Source organism: Thermoanaerobacterium sp. R66, assembly GCF_028895185.1.
GTDB lineage: Bacteria > Bacillota > Thermoanaerobacteria > Thermoanaerobacterales > Thermoanaerobacteraceae > Thermoanaerobacterium.
The window spans coordinates 679,589-697,182 of sequence record NZ_JAEUWW010000001.1 but is presented as its reverse complement, the minus strand read 5'-3'; the positions used below and the strand labels follow the sequence as shown (position 1 = coordinate 697,182).

The window sequence follows — 17,594 nt, the reverse complement described above, 5'->3', positions numbered from 1 at the left end:
AAAAAATACTAAAAGCTTATAAGCTTTTAGTATTTTTTACCCACGATTTATAGATTTTTTCAAAAGTATTTATTAAATTTGTTCTTTTAACACTTTTATCAGCTATTAACGATACTGTCTTTATAAGATTATTACCGTCGTATATTTTCACTGTTCCTATTTCTGAACCTGCTTTCACAGGTGCATCAACATATTTATTTAAGCTTACTATTTGCTTTATATTTTTTGATTCACCTTTTTTCAATAAAATATATTCATCATTTTGGGAAATAGCATTTACGTAATCTTGTTGGCCTTTTAAAACTTTTATATTACCATATACCTTGCCTGCTTCAACAACTTTTTTTGTTTCAAAATTAGCAAAACCATAATCTAACAATTTTGAAGCTTCTTTGAAGCGAGTAGCGGAATCTGGTGCTCCAAATACCACTGCTATAAATCTTGTATCACCTCTTTTGGCAGTTGCAGATAAACAATACAATGCTTCTGAAGTAGAGCCTGTCTTTATTCCATCTGCGCCTTGATAATTCCAAAGGAGCTTATTAGTATTAGCTAAACTAAACTTACCATTTCTAACAGAATCAATTTTATCAGTTAAATATTTAAATACATTTTTATGTTTAACAAGCTCTCTGGATATTAGCGCCATATCATAAACAGAAGTATAGTGTCCATCTTCAGGTAAGCCAGATGCATTCTTAAAATTTGTATTTTTTGCACCCAACTCTTTAGCTCTTTTGTTCATTTCTTCCACAAATTTTTCCTCACTACCTGAAATATATTCAGCCAATGCGACTGAGGCATCATTTGCAGAATTCATCGCGACAGATTTCAACAGATCATCTACCGTCATTTCTTCGCCAACCTCTAAATAAATTTGTGTACCACCCATATCATAAGCATGTTCACTTGTCACAACTTTGTCAGTAGTCTTAATCTTACCAGAATCCAATGCTTCCATAACTAAAAGCATAGTCATTACTTTCGTAACACTGGCAGGAGGTAGCTCTTCATGGCTATTTTTTTCATATAGAACTTTACCTGTATTAGCGTCCATAAGAATTGCAGATTTTGACTTGAGATTGAAATTATCAGCATATGCAAAATTTTCTAACAACATTGAACATACAAACACAAATATCAATGTAAATAATAATGTTTTTTTCAACATTTTATCCCTCCTCTTAAAATTATTTTTTCTAATGGAGGGATTATTATTCCTAAATTTTTAAGCTCTTGGATGAGATCTTTTGTACACTTCTTTTATTTTCGATTTTGAAATTAATGAAATCAAATCACCTTGGTTAAAAGATTTGTATCCAAGAATTTCCTGTACGCTTCTTATGTCAGCTCCATTTTCCAACATGTGCTTTGCAAAAGATTTTCTCAATATACTTGGTGTTATGTCAAATCCTGGATTTACTATGTTGGTATATTCTTTAATGATTTTCCAGCATCCCTGGCGAGTTAACGGTTCACCTCTCAAATTTAAAAACAGGAATTCATCCTGATCTATTTTTCTCCTTACAGAGATGTAGCTTTGAAGCGCATTTGAAGCTGAATCTCCAATTGGTATAAATCTTTCTTTTGAACTTTTGCAATAAATATAACCATAATTAAGATTCACATCTTTTACACGCAGAGATATCAGCTCTGATACTTTTAGACCGGTTGCATACAAGACCTCTAATATCGCTTTATCTCTCAATCCTTTTTCACTATTCTCAAATTCGTGAGATAAAAGCTTGTCAACCTGTTCCACTGACAATGTTAGAGGAATCTTTTTCTCTATTTTCGGTGCATCTAAAGTATACGCTGGTTCTTTATCAATAAACTTATTCATAAATAAGTACTGGTAAAAAGATTTTATGGATGATAAATGACGAGAAATAGTGGATTGTGACATATTTTTATGTTTTAAAAAATTTAAATAGCTAATAATTGTTATTTTATTAACATCATAATATTCGATATTGTTTTCTTTTAAGTACCCCATAAACTGCGTTATATCTCTTTTATAAGATTCAATCGTATTATCGCTTAGCTTTTTGTCATTTTTCAAAAAGTCAATAAAAGCTTGTACAATGCTTCCCATCTACATTACCCCTATTATTTTAGTTATATTTTTATATTCAACATATTTTTTATTTTTCCTTCTTGCTTATTGTATAATATTTTTTAAAAAATAGAGTATTTTAGGTGTAATATATGCTTCAAATATCCCGCTAACTATCATCAGCGAAAATGCAAAATAAACCAACAAAGTATATGTCACAAATTGAGAAAATAAATCATTAATATTGAATCTTCGGTTTTTTAATATATACATCGAAAAATTGACGGCCGTTGCCGAAATAAAAAATAATGAAATTAAAACAAGAATATTCTGAGGCAATATGGCAACTAACGTAAAGAGAATTCCTTTGTATTTCAATTGGTTTATCAGAAAGCCAACTGAAAAACCTAATAAAAATCCTCTTATGCCAATAACGATAAATATGAATGGAATTCCGATAATTGTTGCTCCAAGAAGCCACAATACAAACGTCGTTTCAAAATTATTTAAAACAGATTGTTTAAATATTTCAATTGGAACTATTTTCATCTGACTAATTATTACATAAAAATTTTTTATGTATTTCATCATATTTTCTTTTTGTACATCATTTAACGTATTTATTGTAAAAGAACCAGATGCTATACCAATCATAAATGACATTAAAATAATGATATATAATATCGAATTGTCTCTAATGTGTTTAGATGTCTTTTCTTTTAAATATTTCAAGGCAACGTCCTCCTCCTGCCTCAAATTATATTTTAATTTATGCCATGGAGAAGGACATTATGACTACCTCAAATTATTTTCCCGTAGATACCGCCGCCTCCTGTTTCAATTTTTAAATTGCCATATCTTGCATCTAAGATATTCTTTGCTATTTTTTCACTTACTGCATTTTTTAATTGTTCAAAAGGCGCTTCATGTGTGACGTATATTTCGCTTCCAACTTCTCTTGTAAGCTTCTTGATTGTTTTTGGCCCGATGCCAGGCAAAAATTCCAATGGGATCTGATATACGTATTCTGGTCTAAATGGTGGGTGCAGCATTTCTTGATCTTTTATCTCGTATATTCTGTCTAAAACCCCAAATACTATATTCTTGCTGCTGCAATAAGTACATTTATATGCAGGCGGATCTACGTTAGCAACTCTATTGCAATCAAGACAGAATGTCCTATGATATTTGCCTAATGCAGGATTTAGTCCATAATTTCTTATGACTCCTTTCATGGATTGTAATGCAGCTTTTAAGCTTAAAAAATCAGGTTTAGGCAAGTCAAATACGTTAAATTCTCTGCCAATTTTTTGTAGAGAATGAGCATCGGAATTGCTTAAAAAAGTTTTACCTTTCAATTCACTTATCATATCTGCCAAAAAAGTATCAGAGCTTAATCCGAGCTCGACAGCATCGATTTCTTCAAAATATTCATTAAATATATAATTTAATCTATCTGTCGTATTTCCATAATAACTTTTATATGGCGTAAATATGTGAGCAGGTACAACAAATCCATCTAAGTCTTCTACAATCTTCAATATTTCCACGCTATTTAAACTGCATCTTTGTGTACTTAAATTTACATTATTAATATGTTTAGATAAGGCTTTAGAAAACTTCCTCATCGATTTTATATCTTTCAAAAAACACAATAAATGCGGTGAACCACGCAATTCACCACCTACCTCTATTTCACTTACTAACAGCAATAATACCTTTTGCTTAAATAAAATTCCTCCACCTTCAAGTTCTTCATACAATCCATATTCAGTTTTAAGCAGTTGCTCTATTTCATCTAAAATTTCTGGAGCAGCACAATCAACAATTCCTACAATATCTATGCCTTTCTCAATACATTTATTTAATATATTTTCGACTGTTAGATTTGGTGAAGCGGTGATCTTAACAGGCCTGCCATTTCTAGTCCTTCCTATGTGAACGTGTAAATCTGCATTATAGTACATCTTAAACCCCTTTTCACCTTATATAATACAATAACGCAATAAGTGTTTTTGCATCTTCAATCAAACCTTTTTGCATCATATTCCTAATCTCATCGACTGTATACTCATGAACATTCAAAAATTCATCTGGATCTGTATTTGATGTGCCTTTTTCTAAATCATCTGCCAAAAATAGATGCAAAATTTCTGTGGAAAAACCAGGAGATGGATAAAATGAAAACAAGTGTTTAAGCTCTTTCGCTATATACCCTGTTTCCTCCATTAGCTCTCTTTTTGCACACTCTATAGGCTCCTCTCCCACATTTAATTTTCCTGCAGGTATCTCCAACAGCATCTTCTCTGCGGGTTTTCTGTACTGTTCAACCATGACTATTTTTCCGCTTTTGTTTATGGCTAATATTGAAACACCACCATTATGTTCAACAATTTCTCTTGTTGTTATCTTTCCGTTTGGCAAAACAACATCATCTACTCTCAAGTTTATTATCTTGCCAGAAAATATGATATTTGAACTCTTTGTTACTTCGGTTAGCTCCATTTTATACAATCCCTTTCTAATTAGTATATTTTTTACTTAGCTTGCATAAGATAACATCAAAGGAGATGAATGTAATGATTATATGCGAAAACAAAATTTATTTTAAGGGTAAATTTTATGAACTCTTAAAGCTTTTAAATGAACTTTCTTCTAAGTACAAAACGTTTTATGAGTTAATCAACCATTAATAGATCCGAACAATAAACTGCTGCAGCAATACAAGCATCGAAAAACTCGCTTTCTTCATCAAGTCCTCTTCCCATAGTAGTGAATTTAATATCTTTTACATTGTGCAATAGCTTTCTATATTTTTCAACATCAACAAAGTATTTATTCATCTTATCAAATGCGTTATTTTCCAATTGCTTTTTGAGAAGAATCTCTTTTTCATGTTTCAGTTTTGGGACTGCAATAGTGCATGTGCTATTCACAAGTTCTGCTACTGTAACAGTATGATGGCTTATACCGTTGTGTCTTTCTCTTGCGTCATTAAAACTAATTCTAGGTATCAATATAGGATTACCCTTTATTTTGTTTATTGCATCTATAATTGAAGCTTGATCGATGCCTGAAAATCCATATTTTGTTCCTGTCCCAACTATGCCTGGCCCCATAGCCACAATTGTAACGTCGCTTTTGGCTACTTCCTTTGCACATATTAATGCCGAATAAATATTAACAGCCTCAAAATCTCCTCCAAAAGCATGGCCAATAGTAATTGTGGTATCGATAAAATTATTTTCTTTTAAATAATGGACAGTATTGCTGAAATATATAGGCAGGCAAGCAGAATCAGTCATTATATATGATATTTTAGCCGACGGTCTTAGTTTCTTCAGTACCATTGCAGTAGGAGCCAACATGCTGTGGAGTTCAGCTACTATTACAGGCATACCCTCTAATCCTTTAAAGTCATTAAAAACATCATGGTATGGACTATCTTGTTCTTCTACCGAAAGCACATTAATCTGCATTGGAGCATAGCGCATTTTCATTATATGCCCCATGTTTTTATATTCAAACGTATCATATCTTGTATTCAATACGACAAAGTCATACCCGCCAGTACCCAATTGTAGATTTCTAGCCGTTTGATTTACATAAACCACATCATCAACATTTATTATGCCTGTAATTTTATTATAATTTACCGCCTTTGAAACAATTCCTTCTACATCAACCTCTACAAAGCATATATCAGCCTTTTCTGATATAATCTTTTTTACAATTCCTTTTTTAATTGAAATCACAGCTAATCACGTCCTCTGCCAATCATGTCTAAATAATTCAAAAACTTATTCCTTTCTATTATTTTAGACAATGAATATTTTTCAGTAATAATATGAATTAAAATTAAAAATCCTAAAATAATTAACTTTATATTGAAATTAAACAATAAAACACTTGATATCCCTAATGTAAGACCAAGAATATTAGAGCCAGTATCACCCAACATAATTTTTGCTTTTAAATCCAGCGGCATAAAGGCAATCGCAGCACCCAGAACAATCAGCAAAATCAAAAAGTTTCCGGTGCCTGCTAATAAGAAAATTATGGATATAAAAAAGAACGCTTTACAAGCTCTTCCAGGCCTTAAATCAAGTAAATTCAAAAAATTAGTAAATAAAGATATCAATATTGTGTTAACTATTATATCAGCTAATCTGTTGCTGATATTTATGCTTATATAAAATGATACTATAACACCTATTACTGCTTTTAAACCTCCTGTTGTCAATTTCATGTTCAAAAGCGATTTAATATGACCTTTTAATCCTGTCACACTCCTGTCTCCTAATAAATCATCGATTAAACCTACATAAGACATCAATATAATAGAAACTAAAAAAATCGGTGTCATTTCATCAGAAAGCCCAACAAACTTTGAGATAATCGTTGCAACAAATATAGTTGGAACAAAAGCTATTCCGCCACATACTGGAATCAAAACATTTTTATAATTAGGCTTTAAACACACATCTTTGTCTAATATCTGAATTATAAATTTTTGAATTACTATCATTAGTAAAAAAGATATGATAAAAATTATTAATAATGACACTTTATCACCGGTCCTTAAATATCGCTTTTATTAATAAAACCTTAAGTATATCGAGAAATTGTCTGCCTCTGTGAATAAAACCTTTAATATCTCTTAATGTAACTGAATGCGTCATATCAACATCTACTTCTTTAATCTTATATCCTAAATTAAATATGTCGATTGTCATACCGACTTCTATGCCATAACCACCATAAAATTTTTTTATGTTGTCAAGCACTTCTTTTTTAAAAACTCTTTGGCCAGAGAGTGTAGAATCAAAATCATGACCAGTAAGCAGTTTTACACCGTATTTTGCTAATCTCTTTACAAATCCAAACCCTGATTTAACATTGACTTTAGGAAATCTGGCTACAGTAACATCCGCATCGCCATTTAAAACAGGATTTATTAATTTGATTACCTCTCGAGAAGTTAAACCAACATCTGCGTCAATAAAAGCGATAACATCATTTTTAACGTACTTTAATCCTTCTTTTAAAGCTCTTCCTTTACCAGAATTATTTTTTAAGTTCACCAATTTTGCTCCTGCTTTTTTAGCCTTATCTGCTGTATCGTCTGTAGAACCATCATTTATAACAATGATCTCATCAATTTCTTCTATATTCTCCATACCTTTTATTGTATCAACGATTCTCTTGCTTTCATTGTATGCCGGTATTAAAACACTTACAGCCATCATTTCACCTCGTTTGAATTTGTCTTATTTTGATTTTGATTCTGTTGATATTCTATAAAAGAATCGGGCATAATCGATGTATCTCCAGTTTTTATCCCATAATTACCATCTTTGCCTTGCATCACCATTATCAAAGAAGTTTGTCCTATAATCGTATCTATGTTATCAACAGTTGACAAGTGTTGTTTTCTATACGCATCCATGTAAGAATATTTCACGTCGCTTTGCTCGACCCCAACAATTGGCACATTTAAGATTTTCGATTGCTTTATTATTGGAATATCTACTATATTTAAATTGTTATTTTTAAGATTGCTGCCACCTGCCAAAACAATAAAATCTGTATTTCCAGGTGTACCAGTAAAGTCGATGTAACCTTTATCTTTTAAATAAGTTATCAATTCTCCATCTTGTCCGGTAACAAGAACTTCAGTTAACTTTTCAGATAAAGATTCTATAAGATGATTGCTATCAACATTGCCGTATTTAGACAAATTCGTTATTAAATCATCTTTCTCAGACTGATCTAAATTATTCAAATCATCTTTAAATATTGTAACAGATGATATTGTTGCACCTGCCTTCATCAAAGCATTCCTTAAACCTGGATAGATAAAATCATTGTTTGTTTCAATTATTGCAACTTTTACACCATTTAAGCGTCCTTTTACAAGCTCAGGAAAGACAATTTTCCCGTATTGGTTCATATAGTCAAGTTGCTTATTCAAACTTTGTACATTGTCCTTTAAATTAGAATTTTCAGTTTGGATATCTTTAAATTTTTGCTCTAACTGATTTATGATCGTTTCCTGCTGTTCAGAAAAAACTTTTTGTCCGTCCAGCATGAAGCCTATAAATATGCCAATACCCAATGCCATAAAAATTGCTGCTATCGTCAACACATAATATCTAATATTTACGTTCATAGATCTCCTCCTAAAATCCTATTAAAAGCCTTATCCTCAGCTGCAAAAGTTTTAAAAGCTGTTGCATAGGTGGTGAAAAATAAGCTATTACACTAAGTGGAACCATTGCAGCAAATATAATACTAAAAACATATGAAAGCCTAAAATTTTCTCTGTATAGTTTATTAACCCCTTTAGCATCAATAAGCTTCGATCCAATCTTCAATCTTACGAGAAATGTGCTGGACATTCCTTTCCTTCCTTTTTCTAAAAAATCGATCATACTGGAATGAGTGCCAACAGCCACTATTAAATCTGCACCCTTTTCATATGCTAAAAGCATAGCAATATCTTCACTTGTTCCTGGCGCTTTAAATATATGTGCATCAAGTCCTAATGATTTAACTCTTTCTAACCCCGGAGACTTGCCATTTGGATAGGCATGAACTACTATCTCCTTTGCTTTTTTCAAAGCTTTATCGCTTACACTATCCATGTCTCCAATTATGATATCAGGAGTCAAGCCAAATTCCAGTATTGCATCTGCACCACCATCTACTCCTATCAATATGGGTTTTACATCTGTTATATACTGCCTAATAGTATATAAGTCTTCCTTATAGTCTTTTCCCCTTACAACAACCAGCGCTTGTCTATCTTTAAATTTTGTCTTTACGTCTGGTATTTCAATATCACCTAAAATAAACGATTTTTCTTTTTTAGCGTATTCAAGTGTATTCTCAATGAACTTATCCAATTCTACTTCGAGATTTTCCTTGCACTCTTCCATTTTGTAATTAATGACATCGTGTGTAAGCAATTTTCCTCTTTTTATCAATTTGCCATCTTTATATATTTCATTGTCGATTATAGTAATCTTATCATTCTCTTTTAGCAGATCAAATATATCTTCGCCAACTTCATCTATAATAGGAATACCAGCCTTATCTATAATAGAAGGGCCTAAATTAGGATATCTGCCGCTTATCGATTTATTGGCATTTATAACAGCCAAAATCTTCTTTTCTATCAAAGATTCAGCGCCAATTTCGTCGATGTCAACATGATCTATTACAGCGATTTCTCCAGGACCTATGCGCTTTGCCAGATTTTTTGTTCTTTTGTCCATTTTAACTGTGCCGGTAATTTGCATGGTAAAACCTCCATACATCTTTTCTTTGTTTATTATAGCACAATTTTCTACAAGGTAAAACAAAAAATACGGTGAACCACTCACCGCATTTTTCAGTTTGCCTTTAAACTCAATCTTAATTTGTCAGCAATAAGCGCGATAAACTCAGAATTGGTCGGTTTCCCCTTTTCATCGTTAATTGTATAGCCAAATAGATCATTTAAAACATCGACTTTACCTCTGCTCCATGCAACTTCAATCGCATGTCTTATGGCCCTTTCCACTCTACTGGGCGTAGTCTCATATTTTTCAGCTATCTTGGGATATAAAAGCTTCGTTACAGAATTTAAGTATTCAATATTACTTATTACTAACGTTATAGCATCTCTTAAATACAGATATCCTTTTATGTGTGCAGGTATTCCCACATCATGGATAACCTGTGTTATAAGAGTTTCTAAGTCGACAGATTTTTTGTCTCCAATTATAGGCATGACAGCCTTTGACACCACATCAGGCTGATACTCCATTATCTCTGTTATTCTTTTTGAAAGCAATTCTAAATCAAATGGTTTTAAGATGTAATAATCTGCACCAAGACTTATTGCTCTTTGTGTAATTTTTTCCTGACCTACCGCCGATAAAATAATTATTTTAGGTCTCTTTTTCTTTAGTTCATTGACTTTTTCTAAGACTCCAATGCCATCCAAATACGGCATTATGATATCCAAGATTAAAAGATCTAAATCATTATCTTGAATAAGTTTTACTGCTTGATTGCCATCATTTGCAACACCTACAATTTCGATATTTTCTTTTGATGACAGGTAGTCAACCATTATACCGACAAATTCCTTATTATCATCACAAATTCCTAATTTAATTTTCTTTAACAACAAACGCCCCTCCTTATGCCATTTTATAAAAAACAAATCTACTTTATAATATTCTACATAAAATTAGAATTTCCTTCTTTTAACAATAAAAAAATTAGGGAAAAATGTAATCCCTAATTTTTAAACACATTTTCGTCATGGTGTAAATTTTCCATCTCATTTATCATCCATTCAGCATATACTGCATATCCTTTAGTTGGATCATTGACAAAAACATGCGTTACAGCACCTATAAGCTTGCCATTTTGTATAATTGGACTTCCACTCATTCCTTGAACAATACCGCCTGTTTTATCCAACAATTCCTTATCCACAATTTTTATTATCATTCCTTTTTGATTTGGATTCTTTTGTTCAACTTTCTTTATTATCTGAATGTCAAATTCCTTTACTCCTGTATTGTCTATTGTCGTAAGGATTTTTGCTGGTCCTTCAATAACTTGTGATTGATAACCTATTGGTATTGGTTTTAAACTTATACCGCTTGGATTAATTATCTTTCCATATATGCCATATTCAGTATTTTTTTCAATATCACCTATTGTGTCAACTTCCTCTAAAAAAATACCTCTAAGCTCTCCAGGACTGCTTCTTTTCCCTTTACTTACAGATGTTATTTTGGACTTCATTATTTGTCCATTGTTAACTGATAGGATATCTCCTGTGTCTATATCGGTAATAGCATGTCCTAAAGCAGCATAATATTTTTTATCTTCAGTGTAAAATGTCAACGTTCCAATACCTGCCGTATGATCTCTTACCCATAATCCCAGCTTATACTTTTGATCATCTTTAGCCAAAACCGGATGTAATTTTGAATAAACTATATTGCCTTTTCTGCTTATTTTAAGTGTTACCATTGTATCTTTTTGCTTATTTATAATGTCTGTAATGTCATCAGCAGAATTAATCTTTATGTTGTTGACTTCAAGAATTATATCACCTATTTGTATTTTCCCTTCTCGGTATGGGCTGTAAATTTTATCATCTGTTCCTATTATATCAGAATATCCAACTACAAGGGCTCCTTTTGTGTTAAGCTTAACTCCAATTGAATCGCCACCAGGAATTACCTTTATTGTTGGTATCACATCAACATAAATACTTTTTATTGGAAATATCCCAAATAACCTGAAATTTATATTCACTTTACCACGGTTTAGCGTTTCAACAGAAAATGGTTTATCAAGATTTAAAATATTATTGCCGCCTTCATCATTATCTATTTTTACAATGCCTTGTCTATCTGTATAAAAGCCTACTTTAAGTGGTAAATTAAAATTAAATTTTACTTTTTCTCCTTCAAAAAATTTATAATAGTTGGGAGTCTGGTAAACACTCTTAATTGCAGGTGTATAATTTATATATATTATTAAAGCGGATAAAAAAGCAAAAATTAAATATTTGATCTTATTGCGATTCAATTTAATCACTCCCTCAAATAAATTTGCTATGATTAAATTAACCTTTTAGAATGATTTATATACTGTCAATAAAAAGTTAGATTTCTAAGTCAATTAATGACTTTTTTTCTAATGGCAAAATAAAAAAAATACGGCTTTAAACCGCATCTTTAAATTAAACTTTTTTTGTAGTTTTCTGCCAAATCAATTAGCTCCTTTGAATGACTGTAAGTAGTGTTTGTAACAACAGAACCACTGATTATTCTCGATAATTCTTTTATTTTTCCTTCATAATCTAATTTTTCAATTTTTATGTAAGTTTTGTCTTTGTCAAATTCCTTTGAAATTTTAAAATGTGAATCAGCCATAGATGTTATTTGAGGGAGATGTGTCACACATATAACCTGGCGATTTCTTGAAATCAAAGCTATTTTCTGTGCCACAGATTGGGCTGCTTTGCCGCTTATTCCTGTATCTACTTCATCAAATATCAATGTAGATATGCCATCAAAGTCGGCCAAAATTGTCTTTAAAGCCAACATAATTCTCGATAGCTCACCGCCAGACGCTATTTTATCAAGCGGCTTTAAAGGTTCACCGATATTAGTTGATATTAAAAACTCCACTTCATCCATACCATTCTCATTTGGCACATCTCTTTTTCTAATATCGACTTTGAAAATTGTATTTGGCATATTTAATTCGCTTAAGACATCACTTATTTTCTTTTCAAGAAAATCTGCTACATTTTTTCTCCTTTTATGTATTTCATCAGAAATCGCTTTAATTTTCTGCATAATTTCTTCTTTTTCTTTGTTTATCTTATATATTTCTTCTTCCGCATTTAATAGCTTTGTAAGTTCATTATTTTTTTCTTCTTTATATCTAATTATTTCTTCAATCGTCCTTCCGTATTTTCTCTTTAAATTCCCCAGTATGTCCAACCTTTTTTCAATTTCATTTAATTCGTCTGCATCAAAATTAATATTCTCAACATAATCTCTGATTTGAATAGAACAATCATCTAATGTATATAAAGCAGTTTGAATCATCTCTTTCAATTTTTCAAGCCTTTTGTCTATTTTATACGATGCATCCAGATTTTTTAATACAGTGCTGAGGTTATCTAAAATCGACGTATTATCATTAACACCTTTATAAAGCAAATTGTAGCATTCATTCATAGAATTAAATAATTTCTCTGAATTGATTAATATGTTTCGCCTTTCAAGTAAATTTTCTTCTTCTCCCTTTTTTATCTTTGCAGATTCTATTTCATTTATCTGATACTTAAGAAGATCTATTTTTGACATCTTTTCTTTGTCATCTGAATAAAATTCCTTTAGCCTTTTATTGAGAATGTTGTATTCAGTTAATAAATCTCTCAACGTGTCTTTTAAATCAAAAAAATTCTTATCTTGAAAATTATCTAAAATTGACAAATGCTTACTGCTATCTAACAGAAATTGATGCTCGTGTTGGCCTAATATGTCAACCAAATACGTTCCCAATTTGCTTAAAAAAGATAAAGGAACTATTCTACCATTAACCCTGCAGTAGTTTCTTCCGTTTTCTGTTATATCTCTGCTAATAACCAGTGTGTCATCATCCTCGTATTCAATGCCTGCTTCATCTAAAATCTTATTTATAACATCAGTGTTTGAATCTACCAAAAAAACACCTTCAACTGTAGCCTTTTGAGCACCATTCCGGATAATATCTTTGTTTGCTCTCCCACCCAGCAAAAGCATCATTGAATCTATAACTATAGATTTACCGGCACCTGTTTCACCAGTAAGAATATTTAAGCCATCGTCAAAATCAATTTCAGCTTCATCGATTAAAGCTATATTTTTTATGTTCAATGCAAGGATCATCGTAATCCCCCTTAAAAAACATTCATTTAATCAATTCATTAATTCTGTCTATAATTTCTTTGACGGCATCTTCTGATCTCACAAGCATAAATATAGTATTATCTCCTGCAAGAGTTCCTACTACCTCATTCCAATTTAATGTATCCAAAGCTTCTGCAGCAGCAGGTGCAGTTCCAGAAAGTGTTTTAATTACTATAGTATTTCCAGCATAATCTATTCCTACTATTCCAGACAGAAGCGCAACCAATTTGTCAGTTACTTTGGTATCTTGATTTTTCATTGGCGCATATTTGTACTTTTTGCCGTCTGCACTCAATACTTTTATGAGCCTTAACTCTTTTATATCCCTGGATACTGTAGCTTGTGTGACTTTTATGCCTTCTTTTTGAAGGGCGTCTGCCAATTCTTCTTGTGTTTCAATTTCATTTTTACTTATTATTTCAAGAATCTTTGCATGTCTTGCTAACTTCATCATCAACAACACTCCTCATTAAATGTTGAAATTCCTCTCTGATAATTTACTGCGCAGAAGTTCGAAAAAGTTCATGCTTTTTAAGCGTATCAAATTAGTGTATCTATTGCTTTTTTTTACATAAATTGTATCACCACTGTTTAGTTTGTAGCCTTGTTGTCCATCTGTTGTTACCATTACATCTTGATTTTCACCTACTATAACAAGCTTCACTTTATCTTTTTCCGATACTATAATAGACCTTGAATGTAGTGTATGAGGACATATAGGCGTTATTACAAACAATTCCAAATTGGGATACACTATCGGTCCACCTGCTGACAAAGAATATGCTGTTGAACCTGTAGGGCTAGATATAATTATCCCATCAGCAAGGTATGTATTAACGTACTGTTCATTCACAAATACTTTTAATTTAACCATTCTGGAAAAAGAGCCCCTTGTTACCACAATGTCATTTAAAGCTATAAGATTAACTGCCTCCATATTCTCTTTGATTATACTTGCTTCCAACATCATCCTTTTGTCTATGAAAAATTCATTGTTGACAATTTTTTCTACTGCTTCAACTACATTTTCAGCATCAACTTCCGCTAAAAAACCTAAGTGTCCCAAATTTACTCCAAGGATAGGTGTAGAAAAAGATGCACATTGTCTGGCAACGTTTAAAATTGTCCCATCTCCCCCTAATGCCACAATAAAATCACTTTTTTCAAAAATCTCTGTTCCACTTTTGCCATATTCGGAAAAGCCGATTTTCTGTGCGACAATCTCGTTTAATATTGGTGTATATCCATGTTGGATAATCCACTCCACTAAACTTCTCGTAGTCCTTAAATTTTTGTCCTTATGAATATTCGGCATAACACAAATGTTTTTCATTTAATCACCACATAATCAGTATCATAAATTCATAATTCTACAAAACTTTTTATTTTCCTTCTTTATTCTACTTTTTATTTTCATTAAGAGTATTGTGAGACAGTTCTACTAATCCTTCTACATCAAGATCAGAGTCCACATCTTTTTCATTTTTTGCATAAATCAGATACTCTATATTACCTTCTGGTCCTTTTATAGGCGAAAAAGTAATACCTTTTACGCTAAATGATAGATCTTTTAAAACATCTATTATTTTATTTATGACTTCTACATGGACACTTTTATCTCTTACAACCCCATTTTTCCCAACTTTCTCTCTTCCAGCCTCAAATTGTGGTTTTATAAGCGATACTAATTCTCCACCATTTTTTAGAAATTTTTTTACAGATGGTATAACTATCCCAAGCGATATAAATGACACATCTATTGTAATTATATCGATAATATCCGGTAAATTATCAAGATAACGAATATTTGTTCTTTCCATATTTATGACTCTTTCATCGTTTCTTAAGCTCCAATCAAGCTGACCATACCCTACATCTATAGCATAAACTTTTTTTGCCCCATTTTTTAGAAGGCAATCTGTAAATCCGCCAGTCGATGCGCCCACATCCATTGCTATTTTGTCTTTCACATCAATATTAAAGTATTTGATTGCCTTTTCAAGCTTCAGACCGCCTCGACTTACGTAAGGGTTGCTTTTCCCTTTTATTTCTAAACTCGAATAAATGCTTATAATATCCCCAGCTTTATTTATCTTTTTCCCATCTGCAAAAACCTCTCCTGCCATTATAGAAGCTTTAGCTTTTTCTCTTGATGTGAAAAAGCCTTTTTGTACCAATAATAAATCTGCTCTTTCTTTATCTTTCATGACATCACCAATTCTATTATTTTTTCTGCCACAGAATCGCTGTCTAATCCATATTTTTTAAATAAACTTTCTACATCGCCATGTTCTATGAATTTGTCAGGAAATCCAAATCTGTAGAAATTCTTGCGTATATTATTTTCATTTAATAACTCCAATATTGCGCTTCCAACACCACCTATAAGCACATTGTCTTCCAATGTAAATATGTAATCAACTTTTTTCGAAATTGTTATAATCGTGTTTATATCTAAAGGCTTAGCAAATCTTAAATTCACTATATAAGGGTTTATGGAATTATTTTTAAGCCTTAAAGACGCACTTAATGCAATTTTAACCATCCTGCCGAGAGCAAAAATCGCTACGTTAGAGCCAACATTAACGACTTCAGCTTCTCCCAATGTAAAATTAGGTTCTTTATTGATATCATAATTTTCAACTCTTCCCTTTGGGTATCTTATTGCGCAAGGTCCTTTTATCAAGCTGGATAATTTCGTCATCTCAACCAATTCATCTGCATCTTTAGGAGCCATAACTGTCATGTTTGGTATCATTCTCAAGTACGAAATATCAAAAACACCTTGGTGTGTTTCACCATCTTCTCCCACAAGGCCAGCTCTATCTACCGCTAAAACAACTGGAAGATTTTGAATACATATATCGTGTATTACTTGGTCAAATGCTCTTTGCAAAAAAGTCGAATACACCGCAAAATAAGGCTTATATCCATTTACTGCCATACCAGCAGCAAAAGTCGCAGCATGTTGCTCTGCAATGCCTACATCATAAAATCTATTTGGGAACTTTTCAGCAAAGTAATTTAATCCTGTCCCATCCGGCATTGCAGCAGTTATTGCAACTATCTTTTTATTATTTTCAGCCAAATGAGTCAATGTTTTACCAAATACATCAGAATACGTGTCGGCCTTTTTCTTAAACTCTCCTGTTCCTATATCAAAAATTCCAGCGGAATGAAATTTATCAGGATTATCTTCTGCAAATACATATCCCTTTCCCTTTTTCGTTATCACGTGAATTAAAATAGGTCCGTTCATTTTTTTAGCTCTTTTTAATACGTCAATTAAGGAATCCAGATCATGACCGTCAATTGGTCCTAAATATGTAAACCCCATTTCCTCAAAAAACATTCCAGGTACAATTAATTGTTTGATGGAATCCTTTATTTTTTCGATTGATTTATGGATGCTTTTCCCAATAGGCGGTATTATGTTTAAGATATTCTCTAAATCTTTCTTTAATCTAAAATAGCTTGGATCCGTTCTTAACCTACTTAAATAAAGTGAAAGACTACCTACATTTTTTGATATAGACATCTCATTGTGATTTAATATTACTATGAGATTTGTCTTAGATCTGCCTGCATCATTTAAAGCCTCAAAAGCCATTCCACCAGTAAGCGCTCCATCGCCTATTACAGAAATTACTGAATATTTTTCATTATTTAGATCTCGTGCCTTTGCTATTCCCAAGGCAGCAGATATAGATGTGCTGCTGTGTCCCGTTTCGAAAACATCATGCACGCTTTCATTTCTCTTGGGAAATCCCGACAAGCCACCAAATTTTCTTAATGTATTAAAGCGATCTCGTCTTCCTGTTAATATCTTGTGCACATAGCTTTGATGCCCTACATCCCAAATAATCTTGTCCTTAGGCGATTCAAAAACGTAATGAAGTGCAATAGTCAATTCCACTACTCCGAGATTTGACGCTAAATGCCCGCCTGTCTTAGAAATATTATTTATCAAAAAACTGCGTATATCACTTGAAAGCTCTTCTAATTCAGTCAAACTGCATTTTTTTATATCATTAGGCGTAGAAATTTTTTCGAGCACA

At 32.0% G+C, this 17,594-nt stretch carries 17 protein-coding genes; all 17 read right to left on the bottom strand.

Translation table 11 applies throughout. The features are described 5' to 3' along the window. Positions 1-16: 16 nt before the first annotated feature. The 17 genes from JJQ93_RS03360 to dxs all read right to left on the bottom strand — a co-directional run bounded on the left by JJQ93_RS03360 (position 17) and on the right by dxs (position 17,593). Entirely contained in the window at positions 17-1,120 is a 1,104-nt protein-coding gene (locus JJQ93_RS03360; protein ID WP_240495788.1) for a D-alanyl-D-alanine carboxypeptidase family protein, read from the bottom strand. Positions 1,121-1,228: 108 nt separating this feature from the next. Beyond that, on the bottom strand, positions 1,229-2,095 hold the full coding sequence (locus JJQ93_RS03355) for a site-specific tyrosine recombinase (protein WP_085111889.1): 867 nt from the start codon (positions 2,093-2,095) through the stop codon (positions 1,229-1,231). 66 nt (positions 2,096-2,161) lie between these two features. Beyond that, a complete protein-coding gene (spoIIM, locus tag JJQ93_RS03350; RefSeq protein ID WP_014758768.1) occupies positions 2,162-2,788 on the bottom strand; it encodes a stage II sporulation protein M in 627 nt (208 codons plus the stop codon). Between the two features lie 68 nt (positions 2,789-2,856). Next, positions 2,857-4,023 (bottom strand): endonuclease Q family protein, encoded by a 1,167-nt coding sequence (locus JJQ93_RS03345; protein WP_274892753.1) that lies wholly within the window; start codon positions 4,021-4,023, stop codon positions 2,857-2,859. Between the two features lie 13 nt (positions 4,024-4,036). Beyond that, positions 4,037-4,561, bottom strand: a complete 525-nt coding sequence (locus tag JJQ93_RS03340) for an NUDIX hydrolase (RefSeq protein WP_274892752.1) — start codon at positions 4,559-4,561, stop codon at positions 4,037-4,039. 173 nt (positions 4,562-4,734) lie between these two features. Further along, positions 4,735-5,811: a DUF3866 family protein gene (locus JJQ93_RS03335; protein ID WP_274892751.1), complete on the bottom strand. Its 1,077-nt coding sequence runs from the start codon at positions 5,809-5,811 to the stop codon at positions 4,735-4,737. A gap of 2 nt (positions 5,812-5,813) precedes the next feature. After that, entirely contained in the window at positions 5,814-6,584 is a 771-nt protein-coding gene (locus JJQ93_RS03330; RefSeq protein WP_044984055.1) for an MraY family glycosyltransferase, read from the bottom strand. Positions 6,585-6,627: 43 nt separating this feature from the next. Next, complete coding sequence (locus tag JJQ93_RS03325) at positions 6,628-7,302, bottom strand: glycosyltransferase family 2 protein (protein ID WP_274892749.1); 675 nt, start codon at positions 7,300-7,302, stop codon at positions 6,628-6,630. After that, positions 7,302-8,228, bottom strand: a complete 927-nt coding sequence (locus tag JJQ93_RS03320; protein WP_014758774.1) for a copper transporter — start codon at positions 8,226-8,228, stop codon at positions 7,302-7,304. The genes JJQ93_RS03325 and JJQ93_RS03320 overlap by 1 nt, the downstream gene beginning before the upstream one ends. 10 nt (positions 8,229-8,238) lie before the next feature. Continuing rightward, complete coding sequence (steA, locus tag JJQ93_RS03315; protein WP_014758775.1) at positions 8,239-9,360, bottom strand: putative cytokinetic ring protein SteA; 1,122 nt, start codon at positions 9,358-9,360, stop codon at positions 8,239-8,241. Positions 9,361-9,452: 92 nt separating this feature from the next. Next, entirely contained in the window at positions 9,453-10,235 is a 783-nt protein-coding gene (gene spo0A / locus JJQ93_RS03310; protein WP_014758776.1) for a sporulation transcription factor Spo0A, read from the bottom strand. Positions 10,236-10,348: 113 nt separating this feature from the next. Then, a complete protein-coding gene (gene spoIVB, locus JJQ93_RS03305) occupies positions 10,349-11,659 on the bottom strand; it encodes a SpoIVB peptidase (protein WP_274892748.1) in 1,311 nt (436 codons plus the stop codon). Positions 11,660-11,808: 149 nt separating this feature from the next. Further along, the gene (gene recN / locus JJQ93_RS03300; RefSeq protein ID WP_085111878.1) at positions 11,809-13,515 is read right to left on the bottom strand and encodes a DNA repair protein RecN; all 1,707 of its coding nucleotides are present in this window, start codon (positions 13,513-13,515) and stop codon (positions 11,809-11,811) included. Between the two features lie 22 nt (positions 13,516-13,537). Continuing rightward, complete coding sequence (locus JJQ93_RS03295; protein ID WP_014758779.1) at positions 13,538-13,990, bottom strand: arginine repressor; 453 nt, start codon at positions 13,988-13,990, stop codon at positions 13,538-13,540. Between the two features lie 15 nt (positions 13,991-14,005). Then, positions 14,006-14,869 carry an NAD(+)/NADH kinase gene (locus tag JJQ93_RS03290; protein WP_085111877.1) on the bottom strand — a complete coding sequence of 288 codons (864 nt, stop codon included), beginning with the start codon at positions 14,867-14,869 and terminating at the stop codon, positions 14,006-14,008. 67 nt (positions 14,870-14,936) lie between these two features. Next, positions 14,937-15,743, bottom strand: coding sequence for a TlyA family RNA methyltransferase (locus tag JJQ93_RS03285; protein WP_085111876.1), 807 nt, complete (start codon positions 15,741-15,743; stop codon positions 14,937-14,939). Next, on the bottom strand, positions 15,740-17,593 hold the full coding sequence (gene dxs / locus JJQ93_RS03280) for a 1-deoxy-D-xylulose-5-phosphate synthase (protein ID WP_274892747.1): 1,854 nt from the start codon (positions 17,591-17,593) through the stop codon (positions 15,740-15,742). The genes JJQ93_RS03285 and dxs overlap by 4 nt, the downstream gene beginning before the upstream one ends. Position 17,594: the final 1 nt, after the last annotated feature.